The organism is Microbispora sp. NPDC046933 (assembly GCF_040644635.1).
In the GTDB taxonomy this organism is placed as follows: Bacteria; Actinomycetota; Actinomycetes; order Streptosporangiales; family Streptosporangiaceae; genus Microbispora.
On the sequence record NZ_JBEYWW010000019.1, the window covers coordinates 116,000 to 131,509 of the forward strand.

Here is a 15,510-nt window from a genome sequence, read left to right on the forward strand (position 1 = left end):
CCGGTTTTCTGGTCTGGTGCCGGCGAGTATCGCCCGTCGGCGACGCCGCTGGCAATATCCGGCGGCGGGTTTCAACTCTTGACGGCCACGAGTTTGTCATTTACGGTCGGGGCCGTTATCAACGAGAGCCGGCCCTCGGCGTCGAGCGCCAGAGGGCCGGGTGCGTGGCGGTGAGCGGGACGCCTACCAGGCGACCGGCATCGTGCTCAGGCCGTGTACGACGGTGAAGGAGCGGAACAGGGGCTCGCCCGCCGGTCGCAGGCCGGGGAACCGGCGCAGCAGGGCGGGGAACGCGATCCGCATCTCCATACGGGCCAGGGGAGCGCCGAGACAGTGATGGACGCCGTGCCCGAACGCGACGTGGCCGACGGCATCCCGGCGGATGTCCAGGTCGTCCGGGTTAGGGAGAAGCCCAGGGTCGCGGTTGGCGGCGGGAAGGGAGCAGATGACGGTCTCGCCGGGGCCGATGGTCCGATCGCCCAGCCGGACCTCGGTCGTAGTGATCTTTACTGTTCCGGAATGCACGATGCTCAGCCACCGCAGCAGTTCCTCGACGGCGGCGTCCACGCGGTCCGGCTCGTCGCGCAGCAGCGTGAGCTGGCCAGGGTGCCGCAGCAGGGCGAGTGTGCCCAACGACAGCATGTTGGCCGTGGTCTCGTGCCCGGCGAGCAGCAGCAGGCTGCCGATGCCGGCGAGCTCGGCGTCGCTCAACTCGTCGCCGTGCTCGCGTACGAGCATCCCGAGCAGGTCGTCACCGGGATCGTTCCGCATCGTCTTGATCAGGCCCGCGATGTACGCCCGGGCCTCCGACGCCGCGGCCGCGCGTGCGTCCGGAGACAGGGACACGTCCAGGATCCGCTTGGACGTGTCCTGGAAGCCGGCCCGGTCGGCGTACGGTACGCCCAGCAGTTCGCAGATCACCAGGGAGGGAACGGGGAGGGCGAAGTCCGTCACCAGATCGGCGGGCGGTCCGCCGCGCTCCATGGCGTCCAGATGGTCGTCGACGATCTGCTGGACTCTGGGCTCCAGCCGGCGCATCCGGCGGACGGTGAACTGGGGCGTGAGCATCCGGCGCAGCCGGGTGTGCTCGGGCGGGTCGGAGCCGAGCAGGTTGCCGGCGCGCATCTCGGCGGCCTCCTCCGCGCTGGGCGGCGGTGCGCCGGGCGGCCGGAGCGGAGGCACGAGGGCGTTGCTGTACAGCTCGGGATGGCTCAGCACCGTACGGACGTCCTCGAACCTGGTGACCAGCCAGGCGTCGGTGCCGAACACGGTGCTGATCCGGGCGACCCCCTCGTCGTTCCGCAGTGCGGAGAGCTCCGGGACGGGATGGAATCCGTCCCGTCGCATGTGCAGAGGCAGGGACATGTCGCGCACGCTCCTTGGGTCACCGGCAGTCTGATGATCGTCTTGTCACGATTCGACGATAACTGTCCGGTGCCCGCCGTGGACGGTCGTGACGCGACTGTGGCCCGCGTGCAGGCGGCCGGCGTGCAGGCGGCCGGCGTGCAGGCCGGTCGCGGGGGCCGGTTACCCGGTCAGGCGAACCGCGCGAGGGCGGCGACGTAGATCTCGACGGCCTCCTCGATCCGGTGGACCAGGCAGTACTCGTCGGTGACGTGCGCCTGCTCGGGCTCACCCGGGCCGCAGATGACCGTGGGCGCCCCGCCACAGGCGGCGGCGAGGATCGAGGCGTCGGTGAAGTAGCTGGCCGCCGGGCGGTCGCCCGGCGCGCCCGCCCCCGCCTCGACCAGGGCCCGTACGAAGGGGTCGTCCGGGTCCGTCCAGATCGCGGGCAGGTCCACGAGCACGTCGAGGGTCGCCTCGCCGCCGAGCGCGGCCCGCAACCGCTCGCGAAGTCGTCCGTGGTCCTGACCGGCGACGGTGCGCAGGTCGACGGTCGCGGCGGCCAGGTCGGGCACGGAGTTCACGTTGATCCCGCCGCGTACGGTTCCCACGTTCACGGTGGACGGGCCGAGCCAGGGGTGTTCCGGCACCCCGGGATCGAACGTCTCGACGGCGCCGATCACGCGGGCGAGCTTGTAGATCGCGTTGTCGCCCAGATGCGGCATCGAGCCGTGCGCCGTCGTGCCTCGCGTCGTGGCCTCCAGCCAGAGCGCGCCCTTGTGCCCGAGCAGCACCCGGTTGGCGGTCGGCTCGGCCACGAGCAGGCCGCGCGACCTGCCCACCAGACCCTCGGCCACCATGGCGGCCGCGCCTTCGCAACCGGTCTCCTCGCCCACGGTGAAGACCAGCTCCAGGGCGACCTTCGGCCCGGCGCGGCGCACGTGCCGCTCGGCGGCGACCACCAGCGCGGCGACGCCGGCCTTCATGTCGCTCGAACCGCGCCCGTACAGGCGGTCGCCGTCGATCTCCGCGCCGTGCGGCGCGTGCCGCCACGCCTGCCCGCCCAGCGGCACCGTGTCGAGGTGTCCGGTCAGCGTCACGGGTTCGCCCGTCCCCCAGCGGGCGACCAGCCCAGTGCGGCCGGGGGTCTGCTCGGGCGCGTGCTCGTGCTCGCGCACGGCGAAACCGGCGTCCGACAGCCGTCTCGCGAGTGGTCCGGCCACCGCGGCCTCGCCCCCGCCCACCGAGTCGATCCTGATCAGCTCGCGTGCCAGCTCGACCGCCTCGTTCACCCGGCCTCCCCTCTCTGTTCCTCCTCCGCGGTTCCGGCCGCCACCGGCCGGCTGGTCTGCCGTACGACGAGCCGGGGAGCGATGGCGATGCGCTGCGCGGGCCGGGGGTCGCCGGCCTTGACCTGGCCGAGCAGGCGCACGGCCTCCGACGCCATCTCCTCCACCGGCTGGCGGACGGTGCTGAGCGGAGGGTCGCACATCGTCGCGTGTCCCACGTCGTCGAACCCGACCACGGCCACGTCCTCGGGGACGCGCGCGCCGCCGAACCGCAGCGACCGCACCAGGCCCACCGCGATCTCGTCGTTCGCGCAGACGACCGCGTCCGGCAGCCGGCCGGCGTCGAGCAGCCTGCGCCCGGCCTCGACGCCCCATTCGAGGGTGAACGCGCCCAGCAGCGGCGGCAGGACCTCCACGCCGGCCCGCGCGGCGGTGCGTTCATACCCGCTGAGCCGCAACCGGGCGGAGGAACTCTCCAGGCGGCTGCCCGCGAAGACCACCGAGCGGGCCCCGCCCGCGATCACGTGCTCGACCGCGAGGGCCAGCCCGGCCTCGTCGTCCACGCCCACCCAGTCGGCCCCGCCGCCCTCGATGTAGCGGTCGACCTGCACCAGGGGCACCCGGCGGGCCGCGTCCAGCACCGCGGGGACGCTGGCCTCGATGTCACACGGGCTGATGATCAGGCCGTCCACGCGCCGGGCCAGCAGGGTCTCCAGCCTCCGTGCCTCGACCTGCGGACTGTACTGGGACGCGCACAGCAGCAGGTCGGTGCCCGAGTTCTGCAGCTCGCGCTCCACGGCCTCGACGATCGTGGTGAAGAACGGGTTGCCGATGCCCGGGACGACCATGCCGATGGTGCCGGTGGTCTGGTCGCGCAGCGCCTTGGCGACCGCGTTCGGCTGGTAACCGAGCTCGGCGGCGGCGCGCGCCACCCGCTCGGCGATCTCGGGCGTGACCTTGCGCCGCCCCGATAGGGCACGGGAGGCCGAGGCCACGGAGACGCCGGCCGCTCGTGCCACGTCGTGAATCGTCACGCCCATTGTGTAATCGATTTCCCTTGATCTTTGCCAACGATCGACCTTTCCGACCGTTGCGACGCCAGGATCACACGGAACGATAGAGGTTCTGTGAGGAAAACGCACCCTTGACGGTGCTTTTTTAGGCCCACTAGCATGCCCGAAACTCGGGTAATCGATTACCCAATCGATCTCACTCCTTCCCGGCCCCCCCGAAAGGCTCATCTCTCATGGCGCGATCCACGAGGCTCATCCGCCTGACAGCGGCGACGACGATCCTGGCCACCGGCCTGCTGGCGGCGGCCTGTGGCGGCTCGGACGACTCCGGCTCTTCCGGGGGCTCCGGCGGCGACCAGCCGCGGGTCGGGCTCGTCCAGATCAACCAGCAGGCGATCTTCTTCAACGAGATGAACGCCGGCGCCCAGCAGGCGGCGAAGGAGGCGAACGTCGACCTCACGATCTTCAACGCCAACGACGACCCGGCCAAGCAGAACGAGGCCATCGACAACTTCGTCCAGCAGCAGTTCGACGCCGTCATCGTGGTCGCCATCGACGTCGAGGGCATCAAGCCCGCCGTGAAGATCGCCAAGGACGCCGGGCTGAAGGTCGTCGCCGTCGACGCCATCGTCGACTCGCCCGCCGTGGACACCCAGGTGGGTGTGGACAACGCGGCGGCGGCCAAGCAGGCGGGCGACTTCGTCAACAAGTGGGCCCAGGCGCAGGGCGTGACCGCGCCGAAGATCGGCGTGGTGGGCGCGCTGAACTCCTTCATCCAGAACATCCGCAAGGACGACTTCAACAAGACCGTCGAGGCCGCGGGCGCCAAGATCGTGCAGACCGTCGACGGGCAGAACAAGCAGGAGGCCGCCATGACGGCCGCGGAGAACCTGCTCACCTCCCGTTCCGACATGAACATCGTGTACGCCACCGGCGAGCCGGCCCTGCTCGGCACGGTCGCCGCGGTGAAGTCGCAGAACGCGGCCGACCGGGTCAAGGTCTTCGGCTGGGACCTGACCAAGGAGGCCATCAACGGCATCGACGAGGGGTTCGTCGCCGGGGTGGTCCAGCAGGACCCGAAGACCGAGGGCTACGAGGCCGTCAAGGAGGCCAAGGCCCTGGTCGGCGGCGCCCAGGCCAAGAAGAAGATCGACGTGCCCGTGACGATCGTGACCAAGGACAACGTCGACCCGTACCGCGCCACGTTCAAGTGAGCGGCGAAGGGACTCGTATGACGGACCAAGAGGCGGGTCGCGTTGATCGAGTGGTCATGCGCGACATCCGCAAGCGCTACGGAATGGTCGACGCGCTGCGCGGCGTGACGCTGCGCGTCGGCCCGGGAGAGGTGGTGGGGCTCGTCGGCGACAACGCGGCCGGCAAGTCCACCCTGATGAAGGTGCTGGCCGGCGCCGTCGTGCCGGACTCCGGAGAGATCGTCTTCGACGGCAGGCCGGTCGCCTTCGCCAACCCCAGGGACGCCCGCGAGCTGGGCATCGAGATGGTCTACCAGGACCTCGCGCTCTGCGACGACATCGACGTGGCCGGGAACCTGTTCCTCGGCAGGGAGCCGCGCAAGGCCGGCGGGATGATGCTCGACGTGCGCAAGATGCACGCGGACGCCCGGCGGCATCTGGACGCGCTGAACATCCGGATCCCGCTGACGGACATCCCCGTCGGAGGGCTGTCCGGCGGCCAGCGGCAGGCGGTCGCCATCGCCCGGGCGGTGACCTTCGGGCCCAAGCTGCTCATCCTCGACGAGCCGACGGCGGCGCTCGCCGTCGCCGAGGTCGAGACCGTTCTCGAACTGATCAAGACGGTCTCGGCCCAGGGCGTCTCGGTCATCCTCATCACGCACCGTCTGCAGGACCTCTTCCGGGTCTGCGACCGGCTGTGCGTCATGTACGAGGGCACGCTCAGGGCCGACCTGGACGCCCGGAACACGAGCCTCGAACGGCTCGTGTCCGAGATCGTCGCCCACGACGAGGGAGAGAAGGAGGGGAGGCGACGGTGACCGCCACCAGGACCGGAACCAGTCACGGGACCAGCCAGCGGGTCGTCACCACCAGGTCGGCCCGGGCCAACGCCCACATCGGCCGGCACGCGCAGACGATCGCGATCGCGGTCGTGCTGGTGGTCCTACTGATCTTCTTCGCGTTCTCCGCCGACCGGTTCGCCACGACGGGCAACATACTCAACCTGTTGCGGCAGATCGCCCCCACGCTGGTCGTCGCGACCGCGATGACCTTCGTGATCAGCACCTCGGGCATCGACCTTTCGGTCGGCTCCACGGTCGCGCTGTCCGGGTCGCTGCTCGCGATCGTGCTGCAGCACGGCTGGAACCCCACCCTCGCCCTGGTCGCGATCCTCGCGCTCGGCGCGCTGATCGGGTTCGTGAACGGGTGGTTCTCCTCCTACCAGAACATCCCGCCGTTCATCGTCACGCTCGCGATGCTGTCGATCATGCGGGGTACGGCGCTGCGCGCCACCGAGGGCTACTCGACCCCCATCGACGGCGACCTCTGGATCGTCCAGATCGGCCAGGGCCGCATCGCCGGGGTGCCCGTCCCGGCCATCCTCGCCGTGATCGTCGCGCTCGTCGGCTGGCTCGTCCTCACCCGGACGCCGTTCGGCCGCTACGTCATCGGCCTCGGCTCCAACGGCGAGTCGCTGCGCCGCACCGGTGTGAACACGCGGAAGGTCGGGCTGACCGTCTACGTGCTCACCGGCCTGGCGGCGGCGGTCGCGGGCGTGCTGATCGCCACCCGCCTCAGCTCCGGCTCGTCCAACGCCGGCAGTGGCTTCGAGCTGGAGGTCATCACGGCCGTCGTGCTCGGCGGCACCAGCCTCTTCGGCGGCCGGGCGAGCATGCTCGGCACGATCCTCGGCGCGCTCACGCTCGGCGTGATCGCCAACGGCCTGGTGCTGCTGCACGTCTCGCCGTTCTACGTGCAGATCGTCCAGGGCGGCATCCTGCTGCTGGCCATCTTCGCCAACAGCAAGGTGTGGGCGAAGTTCGGGGCGATACGGAAATGACGTCCGCAGCCCGGCCTCCGTCCGTGACGACCGTGCTTGTGAACACCGTGCTTGTGAACACCGTGCTCGGCCCGGTGTCCCCCGACGACCTCGGGATCACGCTCTGCCACGAGCACCTGCGCAACGACGGCGCCCGCGCCTGGCACCCCGCGCCCGACGGCGACGCCGAGGGCGAGCTGATCGCCCACGACCCCGTGCGGATCGAGTTCCTCGGCAGGCTCCGCAACGACCCGTACCTCTCCCGCGACAACGTGTCGCTGGACGACACGGGGACCGCGATCGAGGAGGTGCGCAGGTTCGCCGAGCGCGGCGGGCGCACGCTGCTCGAGGTGACCCCCGAGGGGATCGGGCGGGCGCCCGCCGAGCTGGTCGCGATCGCCCGCGCCACCGGGCTGAACGTCGTCATGGGCTGCGGCTTCTACCTGGAGAAGACCCATCCGGCCCGGGTGCGCTCGATGACCGCGGCGGACGTCGCCGACGAGATCGAGCGCGACCTCACCGACGGCGTGGACGGCGTCCGCGCCGGAGTGATCGGCGAGATCGGCGTCTCGCCGGACTTCACCCCGGAGGAGGAGAAGGTGCTGCGCGGCGCGGCCCGGGCGCAGGCCCGCACCGGCGTGCCGCTCTCGGTGCACCTTCCCGGCTGGGTGCGGCACGGCCACCGCGTGCTCGACGTCATCGCCGAGGAGGGCGGCCTGCTCGCCGCCACCGTGCTCTCGCACCTCAACCCCAGCGGGGCGGACCGCGACTACCAGGTGTCCCTCGCCCTGCGCGGCGCCTACCTCGGCTACGACATGTGCGGCATGGACTACCTCTATCCGGGCGAGGGCCAGTCCCCGTCCGACGAGGACAACGCCGCCGCGGTGGCCTGGCTGGTGCGTGCCGGGCTCGGGCCCCGGGTGCTGCTCTCCCAGGACGTGTTCCTGAAGACCATGCTCGTCCGCTATGGCGGCACCGGCTACGCCCACATCCTCACCCATTTCGTCCCGCGCCTGCACCGGCACGGGGTGACCGCCGACGACACCACCCGGCTGCTCGCGGACAACCCGCGCGAGCTCTTCCTCGCCGCCGCGCGCGGCCACTGATCACACCACACAGACAGAAGGAGACGATTTCCATGACCCGCGTGCTGGTCGCCGGCGAATCGTGGGTGAGCCAGTCGACCCACTACAAGGGCTTCGACGCGTTCACCACGACCACCTACCACACCGGAATCGATCCGCTGCGGGACGTCCTGGTGGCCGACGGCATCGAGGTCGACCACCTGCCCGCGCACGACGTGCCCGCGTTGTTCCCCGGCACGCCCGAGGCGCTGGCCGCCTACGACGTGATCGTGCTCTCCGACATCGGGGCCAACAGCATCCTGCTGCACCCCGCCACCTGGCTGGCCAGCGAGAAGACCGTCAACCGGATCGACCTGCTGGCCGACTGGGTGGAGCGGGGCGGCGGCCTCGCCATGGCCGGCGGCTACCTGAGCTTCCAGGGCTTCGAGGCGAAGGCCGCCTTCGCCGGCACGGCGGTCGAACGGGTGCTCCCCGCCCGGATCTCCCGCTACGACGACCGCGTCGAGACGCCGCAGGGCGTGCCCGGCGTGCTCGCCGACGACGCGCACCCCATCGTGGCCGGGCTTCCCGCCCAGTGGCCCGACCTGCTCGGTTACAACCGTTTCGCGCTGCCCGAGGACGCGACGCTGCTCGCGACCGTCGGCGGCGACCCCCTGCTCGCCGTACGGCAGGCCGGGGCCGGCCGTACGCTCGCCTGGGCCTCCGACATCGCGCCGCACTGGTGCCCGGACGAGTTCGTCTCCTGGGACGGCTACCGCACCCTGTTCACCCGGGCGGTCCGCTGGCTCGCGAAGGAGATCTGACATGCCGATCCCGGTGATCCTCGACTGCGACCCCGGGCACGACGACGCCATGGCCATCCTGCTCGCGGTGGCCCACCCGGCGATCGACCTGCGCGCGGTCGCGACGGTCGCGGGGAACCAGACGGTGGAGAAGACCGCGCTCAACGCGCGGCGGATGCTGAGCCTGGCCGGCGTCACCGATGTGCCGGTCGCCGCCGGCTGCGACCGCCCGCTCGCGGCGCCGCTGGAGATCGGCGACTACGTACACGGGGAGAGCGGCCTGGACGGCCCGGCGTTCGGGGAGCCGAGCGTCCCGCTCGACCCCCGCCACGGCGTGGACCTCATCCACGACACGCTGGCGGCCGCCGCAGAGCCGGTGACCGTGGTGGCCATCGGCCCGCTGACGAACATCGCCACGCTGCTCCGCCGTCACCCGGAGGACCGCGAGCGGATCAGGGAAGTCGTGATCATGGGTGGCTCCACGGATCGCGGCAACCACACGCCGTACGCGGAGTTCAACGTGTACGCCGACCCGGAGGCGGCGGCCGAGGTGCTCGGCAGCGGCGTGCCGACGACGTGGGTCGGGCTCAACGTCAGCCACCAGGCGCTGGTGACCGCCGACGTGCTCGCCAGGATCGAGGCGCTCGGCACCCCGCTCGCCCGCGTCTGCGTGGAGCTGCTCACGTTCTTCGGCTCCACCTACCACGAGACGTGGGGGTTCCCGGCTCCGCCGCTGCACGACCCCATCACGGTGGCGTACCTGATCGATCCCACGGTCCTGACGTACGAGCGGGTGGGCCTGCGGATCGAGGTGGACGGCCGGCACACCCGGGGAGCGACCGTGGCCGACCTGCACCGTCGCATGGACTGGGAGCCCAACGCGAACGTCGGGATCGGGCTGGACCGGGACCGGTTCTGGGATCTGATGATCGGTGCGATCGAGGCGCTCGGCCGGGCCTCCTGAGCACCGGAGAGCCGGTCACCCGCGGGGGCGCGCGGCCGGACGGGGGCGGCGGCGCGTGCCGGCCGCTCACCGCTCGCAGCCGCCCCCGCGGCGGCCGAACGCCGCGACCTCAGCACTGACAGCTCGAAACAGGAGAAACGTCATGAAACCGCACGGTGTCGTCGTCGTCGGGAGCATCTCCGCGGATGTCACCGCCTTCACCCGCCGCCTCCCGCGCCGGGGAGAGACCGTCCTCGGCGACGACGTCACCTTGGTCCTCGGCGGGAAGGGCGCGAACCAGGCGGTCGCCGCCGCCCGTGCGGGAGCGCCCACCTGGCTGGTCGGCTGCGTCGGCACGGATCCGTTCGGCGAGATCGTCTCGTCGGCGCTGCGCTCCCACGGTGTGGCGCTGACGGAGGTCCGGACCGTCGGCAACCGTACGGGCGTCGCGCACATCCGGGTGGACGCCTCGGGCGAGAACGACATCGTCATGACCCCTCTCGCCAACGCCGACCTCACCGCCGAGATGGTGGACGAGAGCGTCAGGGCCGTGCGCGGCAGGGCGAGCGTACTTCTCCTCCAGCTCGAGATCCCCGCCGAGGTCGCCTGTCACGCGGCCGAGGCGGGTGCGCGGGCCGGCCTGACCGTGGTGCTCGATCCCGCGCCCGCGCAGCCGCTGCCCGACCGTGTCTGGCCGCACGTCGCCGTCGTCACCCCCAACGAGAGCGAGGCCGGCGCGCTGACCGGGGTGGAGGTCGTCGACGTCGAGTCCGCCGAGCGGGCCGGGGCCTGGTTCCTCGACCGCGGCGTGCGGCACGCGCTCATCACGCTCGGATCGGCCGGCGCCCTGTCGGTCACCCCCGAGCGCACACGGCACTTCCCCGCCTATCCCGTCACCCCCGTGGACACCACCGCCGCGGGCGACGCCTTCACCGGCTCCCTGGGCGCGGCCCTCGCGGCGGGCCTCGACACCGCCACGGCCGTCCGCCGGGGCATGGCCGCCGGAGCCCTGGCGACCACGCTGCCCGGAGCGAGCCCCTCGCTGCCCGACCGGAAGGCGGTGGACGAACTGCTCGGCGCAATGGCCGAGGGAGCCGCTCGCTGAGGCGCCCCGGTCTCGAGGGCCGGCGGCGGCAGGTGTCCGCTGTCGGTGGGGGCCGCTACCGTTTCGCCCCGTGTCGCGGAAACCGCGTCTGCGGGGATCGCGTTGGTGGTGGGCCGCCGCCCTGACGGCGGCGCTGGCCGGGGCCGCGTACGTCCATCTCACCGTGGAGACGTACCGGCGGCCGCCGGCGGAGCTGAAGGGCGCGCAAAGCAGTCGTGCGGGAGCGCGCAAAGCAGTCGTGCGGGAGCGCGTGAAGCAGTCGTGCGGGAGCGCGTGAAGCAGTCGTGCAAGAGCGCTTGAAGCAGTCGTGCAAGAGCAGGTAAAGCCGCCTTCGGACCGCACCCGGCGGGCGTTAGCGTCTCGCCGACCCGCCGTGCCGCGCCGCTCCCGCCGCGTCCGCGGCCGGTCGTCGTGACCGTAGAGGGGCCGGCCGGGCACAGCCCGCCGCGACGAAGGGGCAGGCGTGAGACGAGCGCGTGGAACCGGTGCCGTGACCGTGGTGCTGACGATCCTCGGAGGATTCGCCCTCGCCGGCTGTGCGGCGGAGCCGCCCGCACCGCGTGCCGAGTCACCGGGGGCCCTGCGGTCGCGGGTCGCGAGCGCCCCACCGGCGTCCGTCTCGCCGGCGCCGTCCGCGTCGCTCGAGGCGAGGGGCAGGGGTAAGGTCGACATCTACGCGGCCGACCGGCCGGGGATGCTCAGCCCCGTCGTCAGGGGTTTCCGCTCCCTCGTGTACGTGCCCAACAGCGAGAGCGGCACCGTCGACGTCATCGACCCGGAGACGTACCGGATCGTGCGGCACTTCACGGTCGGGGCGCTGCCCCAGCATGTGGTGCCGTCCTGGGATCTCAAGACGCTGTGGGTGAACAACAACCAGGGCAACTCCCTCACCCCCATCGACCCCCGCACGGGCAAGCCCGGCCGTCCCGTGCCGGTGGAGGATCCGTACAACCTGTACTTCTCCCCGGACGGCAAGTACGCGCTGGTCATGGCGGAGCGGAACAACCAGCTCGATCTGCGCGACCCGCACAGCATGAAGCTGCTGCGCTCGCTGTCGCTGCCCTGCCGGGGCATCAACCACGGCGACTTCACCGCCGACGGCTCGGTGTTCCTCGCGAGCTGCGAGTTCAGCGGCGACCTGGTCGTGCTCGACTGGCGTACGCCGAGCGTGATCCGGCACATCCACCTGGGCCACATGAGCATGCCGCAGGACGTGAAGCTGTCGCCCGACGGCACCGTCTTCTACGTCGCCGACATGGAGCGGCACGGGGTGTGGCTGGTGGACGCGGCGACGTACAAGGTCATGCGGTTCATGCCGACCGGCCGGGGCGCGCACGGCCTCTACGTGAGCCGCGACTCGCGCCGTCTGTACGTGTCCAACCGGGGCGAGGGATCGGTGTCGGTCGTGTCGTTCCGGAGGCAGAAGGTGGTGGACGTCTGGCGAATCCCCGGCGGCGGCTCGCCCGACATGGGCGGCGTGTCGGCGGACGGCACGAAGCTGTGGCTCAGCGGCCGCTACCACGGCGTCGTCTACGTCTTCGACACCAAGGACGGGCGACTCGTCCGCACCATCCCCGTCGGCGCCGGGCCGCACGGATTGTGCGTGTATCCGCAGCCGGGCCGCTACTCCCTCGGCCATACGGGCATCTTCCGGTGACCCACTGATCTCCTTCGCAGGACGCTCTATCGGATGCCGAACCGATACGGGAATGGCCAATCGGTATCAAAGGTCATCAATATGATCGAATCCGGCCATGTCCCCCCGTCCCAGGAGCATCCCTGTGCGTATCCGATCTCTGCTGGCAGCCGCGGCGGTGGCCGCCGGCGTGGTCGCCGTCTCCCAGCCCGCCGACGCGGCGGGCCCGGCCGTACGGATCACCAAGATCTACTACGACTCGCCCGGCTCGCCGGACTTCGGCGCGAACAGCAGCCTGAACGGCGAGTACGTGCAGATCAAGAACACGACGAAGAAGGCCGTCAGCCTCAAGGGCTGGACCGTCCGCGACGACACGAGGCGAGCGGACCACGTCTACACGTTCGGCACGTTCACCCTCGGATCCGGGAAGACGGTCACCCTGCGGACCGGCCGGGGCAAGGACACCTCCACCACCCTCTACTGGGGCAGGAGCGGGGGGACGCTCGCCTACATCTGGAACCAGACCAAGGACAAGGCGTACCTGCGGAACGCCTCCGGCGCGCTGGTCGACTCCTGCGCGTACAACTCGTCGCGGCAGGACTACAAGATCTGCTGACCGCGACCCGACCTGTGCCCCGGCCCCCGGCGAGGTAGCCGCCGGGGGCCGGTTCCGTCATCCAGGCGAGGAAGCGGACAGGTCAACGCCGCAGGGGCTCGCGAGGGATGAAACATTCAGCGGTCACGCCGGGATTTAGACCGGCTTCGCCGTCCTCTCTGTCCTGGTTGTGGCGAACCGCCGTTCCGAAGGTCCCCGGGGCGCGTCGTTTAACGCCCGACCGGATCGAGGCCCTCGATCGCCGCACTGGATCGGTTCGCGAGTGTGGCAATAACCTCCGGGCACTCGGCACTCCTGCAACGGATGAGGTGTGAATTGACCGCACGCTCGCGAGGACGTCGCCTGTCGACGTCGATCGCCGCCGCCATCGCGGCGACGGCCGCCGCGCTCCTTCCGCTCAGCCCCGCGCACGCGGCGTACGGCGCGGACCAGCCGGTCTACCTGCAGTTGGTGAGCAACGACGGCAACGCGACGCAGCTGGCCCTCCTGGACGGCACGGTGGCGTTCGACGACGGCAACACGAAGTACCGCTACTCGCTGCGCCTGTGCTGGCAGCACGCCTACCCCGCACCCTCCTTCCTGATCAACGTCAACGGTACGAGCACGGCCTCGCCGACCTGGACCGGCACGACGTCCGTTTCCGGGTGCCAGCAGACATACCTGTACAGCGCCGAGGTGAACTTCGGCAGCACCGTCCGCAACGTCCGCTTCGACGTGACCGGCGGGTGGTTCGGCACCAACGGCCAGTACATGACGCGCACCAAGAGCACCGGCACGTACGACAACCCCTACAACTGAGCCGGTTGAACGGCGGGTCTCCGGCAGGCGGTTCCAGGAAGGACCGCCGATGCCGGAGACCTCGCCGCCGTCCGGCGACGGGGCAGGCGTTAGCCGAGCCGCCACACGTGGAAGGCAGGGCCGTCGGCGGGCAGGACGACCGTCCCGTCCGGGCCGGGGACGATCCCGGCCCCTCCGTACAACGGCGTCCCGGCCGCCCCGAGCGGCAGCCGTACGGGCTCGTGGGCCGCGCGGGCGGCGAGCACGAGCAGCCGTTCCCCCGCCCGTTCCCGGACGAAGGCCAGCGCGTCGGCGGAGGCGTGCAGCCAGCGCAGCCCTCCGTGCCGCAGGGCGGGCTCGTCCCGGCGCAGCGCCGCGAGCCGGCGGTAGGCGTCCAGGGTCGCGGTCCGCCACCGTTCCGGCCGGTCCCAGGGCATGGGACGGCGGCCGTCCTCGCCCCAGGCGCCCTCCAGTCCGAGCTCGTCCCCGGCGAGGACCATCGGGGCGCCCGGCAGGGTGAACATCAGACCGGCGGCGATCTCGACGAGCGCCTCGTCCCCTCCGCACACCGTGCGGATGCGGGCCGTGTCGTGCGAGCTGAGGATCGACCACGAGTGGACGAGGGAGCGCCAGGACGCCTGGGCGGCGAAGGCGCGCATCGTCCGCACGATCCGGTCCGCGCCGAGCCGCGGGATGGGCGCGGGCACGCCGAGGAACGGCAGTCGGACGTCCGGCCCGCGCAGCCAGGACCACACCGGCCGGGTGAAACCGGCGTAGTTCATCGTGCCGTGCCAGCCGTCGCCGTCCAGGTCGCCCGACGCGTCGTGGGCGTGCTCGGCGACGAGCAGCGCCTCCGGGTTCTCCTCCGCCGCGGCCCGCCTGATCAGGGCCGCGACCTCCCGGGTGAGGTCGGTCTCCCGCAGGCGCCCGGTCATGTTGGCGACGTCGATCCGCCACCCGTCCAGCCCGAAGCGCAGCCACCTGCGCACGACGGAGTCCGCGTCGCCGGTCATCAGGCGGCGCAGGCGCTCGCCGGCCCAGTTCAGCTTCGGCAGGGAGGCCACGCCCACCCACGCCTCGTAGCCGAGGGCGTCGTCGCCGAAGTGGAACATCTCCCGCTCCGCGGCGTCCTTGTCCCGCGCCGCCGCGAGGAACCACGGGTGGGTGGAGCCGCAGTGGTTCGTCGTGAGGTCGCCGAGGATCCGGATGCCGCGCCGGTGCGCCTCGTCGACCAGGGTCCGGTAGGCGGCGTCGCCGCCCAGCAGCGGATCGACCTCGGTGAACGAGGACGCGTTGTAGCGGTGGTTGGACGGCGCCGGGAAGACGGGCGTCAGATAAAGGGTGTTCATCCCGAGGCCGGTGACGTGGTCGAGCCGCGCCGTCACGCCGTCCAGGTCGCCGCCGAAGACCTGGACGCTCGTGTCCGGGCCCGCGCCGGTGACCGGGTCGTCCCACCCCGCCGGCACCGCCCACCCCGGGTACGTCCGGTCCGCCCCGGAACGGGCGAAGCGGTCGGGGAAGATCTCGTACACCATCGAGTCGGCCGCCCAGACCGGCGGGGGCGCGTACGAGAGCAGGCGGAAGTCGGCGGAGTCGGGGACGTCGCGGTCGTGCAGACCGGCGGCGTTGAGCCAGCGGTAACCGCCGTCGCCGGTCAGCAGGAAGCGGTAGCGGGTCACCGGATTGCGGACGGTCACGTCGGCCCGCCACCAGATCTCGTCCGGTGTCTCCCGGTCGACCACCGCCTCGGTGAAGTGCGGCTCACCGTCCGGCGTCGACCGCACGTGGACCCCCGTCCGGTGGTCCTTCGGGGTGCGGAGGAACACGGTCACGGTCTCGCCGGGCTCGGGCGCGAGCGTGCTGACGTGGTCGGCGGAGCCGTCGTGGTGGAATCCCCGATCGAGCAAC

At 71.5% G+C, this 15,510-nt stretch carries 15 protein-coding genes; 11 read left to right on the forward strand and 4 right to left on the reverse strand.

Annotated features, from left to right (window positions below; translation table 11 throughout):
• Positions 1-183 precede the first annotated feature (183 nt).
• The 3 genes from ABZ857_RS24925 to ABZ857_RS24935 all read right to left on the reverse strand — a co-directional run bounded on the left by ABZ857_RS24925 (position 184) and on the right by ABZ857_RS24935 (position 3,673).
• On the reverse strand, positions 184-1,365 hold the full coding sequence (locus tag ABZ857_RS24925) for a cytochrome P450 (RefSeq protein ID WP_357046682.1): 1,182 nt from the start codon (positions 1,363-1,365) through the stop codon (positions 184-186).
• A gap of 170 nt (positions 1,366-1,535) precedes the next feature.
• On the reverse strand, positions 1,536-2,636 hold the full coding sequence (locus ABZ857_RS24930) for a M20 family metallopeptidase (protein ID WP_357046684.1): 1,101 nt from the start codon (positions 2,634-2,636) through the stop codon (positions 1,536-1,538).
• Positions 2,633-3,673, reverse strand: coding sequence for a LacI family DNA-binding transcriptional regulator (locus ABZ857_RS24935; protein WP_357046686.1), 1,041 nt, complete (start codon positions 3,671-3,673; stop codon positions 2,633-2,635). The genes ABZ857_RS24930 and ABZ857_RS24935 overlap by 4 nt, the downstream gene beginning before the upstream one ends.
• A gap of 206 nt (positions 3,674-3,879) precedes the next feature.
• Between ABZ857_RS24935 and ABZ857_RS24940 the strand changes: the two genes are divergently transcribed.
• From ABZ857_RS24940 to ABZ857_RS24990, 11 genes are all read left to right on the forward strand, one after another.
• A complete protein-coding gene (locus ABZ857_RS24940; protein WP_357046688.1) occupies positions 3,880-4,860 on the forward strand; it encodes a substrate-binding domain-containing protein in 981 nt (326 codons plus the stop codon).
• A 17-nt stretch (positions 4,861-4,877) separates the two neighbouring features.
• Positions 4,878-5,657 carry an ATP-binding cassette domain-containing protein gene (locus tag ABZ857_RS24945; RefSeq protein WP_357046690.1) on the forward strand — a complete coding sequence of 260 codons (780 nt, stop codon included), beginning with the start codon at positions 4,878-4,880 and terminating at the stop codon, positions 5,655-5,657.
• On the forward strand, positions 5,654-6,679 hold the full coding sequence (locus ABZ857_RS24950) for an ABC transporter permease (protein WP_357046692.1): 1,026 nt from the start codon (positions 5,654-5,656) through the stop codon (positions 6,677-6,679). The genes ABZ857_RS24945 and ABZ857_RS24950 overlap by 4 nt, the downstream gene beginning before the upstream one ends.
• Positions 6,680-6,702: 23 nt before the next feature.
• Entirely contained in the window at positions 6,703-7,764 is a 1,062-nt protein-coding gene (locus tag ABZ857_RS24955) for a phosphotriesterase-related protein (protein WP_357046694.1), read from the forward strand.
• 32 nt (positions 7,765-7,796) lie between these two features.
• Entirely contained in the window at positions 7,797-8,546 is a 750-nt protein-coding gene (locus ABZ857_RS24960; protein WP_357046695.1) for a glutamine amidotransferase, read from the forward strand.
• A 1-nt stretch (position 8,547) separates the two neighbouring features.
• Entirely contained in the window at positions 8,548-9,489 is a 942-nt protein-coding gene (locus ABZ857_RS24965) for a nucleoside hydrolase (RefSeq protein WP_357046697.1), read from the forward strand.
• A gap of 142 nt (positions 9,490-9,631) precedes the next feature.
• Complete coding sequence (locus ABZ857_RS24970) at positions 9,632-10,573, forward strand: ribokinase (protein ID WP_357046699.1); 942 nt, start codon at positions 9,632-9,634, stop codon at positions 10,571-10,573.
• A gap of 70 nt (positions 10,574-10,643) precedes the next feature.
• The gene (locus ABZ857_RS24975) at positions 10,644-10,850 is read left to right on the forward strand and encodes a hypothetical protein (protein WP_357046701.1); all 207 of its coding nucleotides are present in this window, start codon (positions 10,644-10,646) and stop codon (positions 10,848-10,850) included.
• 186 nt (positions 10,851-11,036) lie between these two features.
• Complete coding sequence (locus ABZ857_RS24980; RefSeq protein ID WP_357046703.1) at positions 11,037-12,230, forward strand: hypothetical protein; 1,194 nt, start codon at positions 11,037-11,039, stop codon at positions 12,228-12,230.
• Between the two features lie 124 nt (positions 12,231-12,354).
• Positions 12,355-12,825, forward strand: coding sequence for a lamin tail domain-containing protein (locus ABZ857_RS24985; RefSeq protein WP_357046705.1), 471 nt, complete (start codon positions 12,355-12,357; stop codon positions 12,823-12,825).
• Between the two features lie 315 nt (positions 12,826-13,140).
• The gene (locus ABZ857_RS24990) at positions 13,141-13,623 is read left to right on the forward strand and encodes a hypothetical protein (RefSeq protein ID WP_357046707.1); all 483 of its coding nucleotides are present in this window, start codon (positions 13,141-13,143) and stop codon (positions 13,621-13,623) included.
• Between the two features lie 89 nt (positions 13,624-13,712).
• Here ABZ857_RS24990 and ABZ857_RS24995 read toward each other — a convergent pair whose 3' ends face one another.
• On the reverse strand, positions 13,713-15,509 hold the full coding sequence (locus tag ABZ857_RS24995) for an alpha-amylase family glycosyl hydrolase (RefSeq protein WP_357046709.1): 1,797 nt from the start codon (positions 15,507-15,509) through the stop codon (positions 13,713-13,715).
• Position 15,510: the final 1 nt, after the last annotated feature.

Coding starts and splice junctions, on each gene's coding strand:
- ABZ857_RS24925 (WP_357046682.1), bottom strand. CDS start 1,365: ATGTCCCTGCCTCTGCACATGCGACGGGACGGATTCCATCCCGTCCCG.
- ABZ857_RS24960 (WP_357046695.1), top strand. CDS start 7,797: ATGACCCGCGTGCTGGTCGCCGGCGAATCGTGGGTGAGCCAGTCGACC.
- ABZ857_RS24970 (WP_357046699.1), top strand. CDS start 9,632: ATGAAACCGCACGGTGTCGTCGTCGTCGGGAGCATCTCCGCGGATGTC.
- ABZ857_RS24940 (WP_357046688.1), top strand. CDS start 3,880: ATGGCGCGATCCACGAGGCTCATCCGCCTGACAGCGGCGACGACGATC.
- ABZ857_RS24945 (WP_357046690.1), top strand. CDS start 4,878: ATGACGGACCAAGAGGCGGGTCGCGTTGATCGAGTGGTCATGCGCGAC.
- ABZ857_RS24935 (WP_357046686.1), bottom strand. CDS start 3,673: ATGGGCGTGACGATTCACGACGTGGCACGAGCGGCCGGCGTCTCCGTG.
- ABZ857_RS24965 (WP_357046697.1), top strand. CDS start 8,548: ATGCCGATCCCGGTGATCCTCGACTGCGACCCCGGGCACGACGACGCC.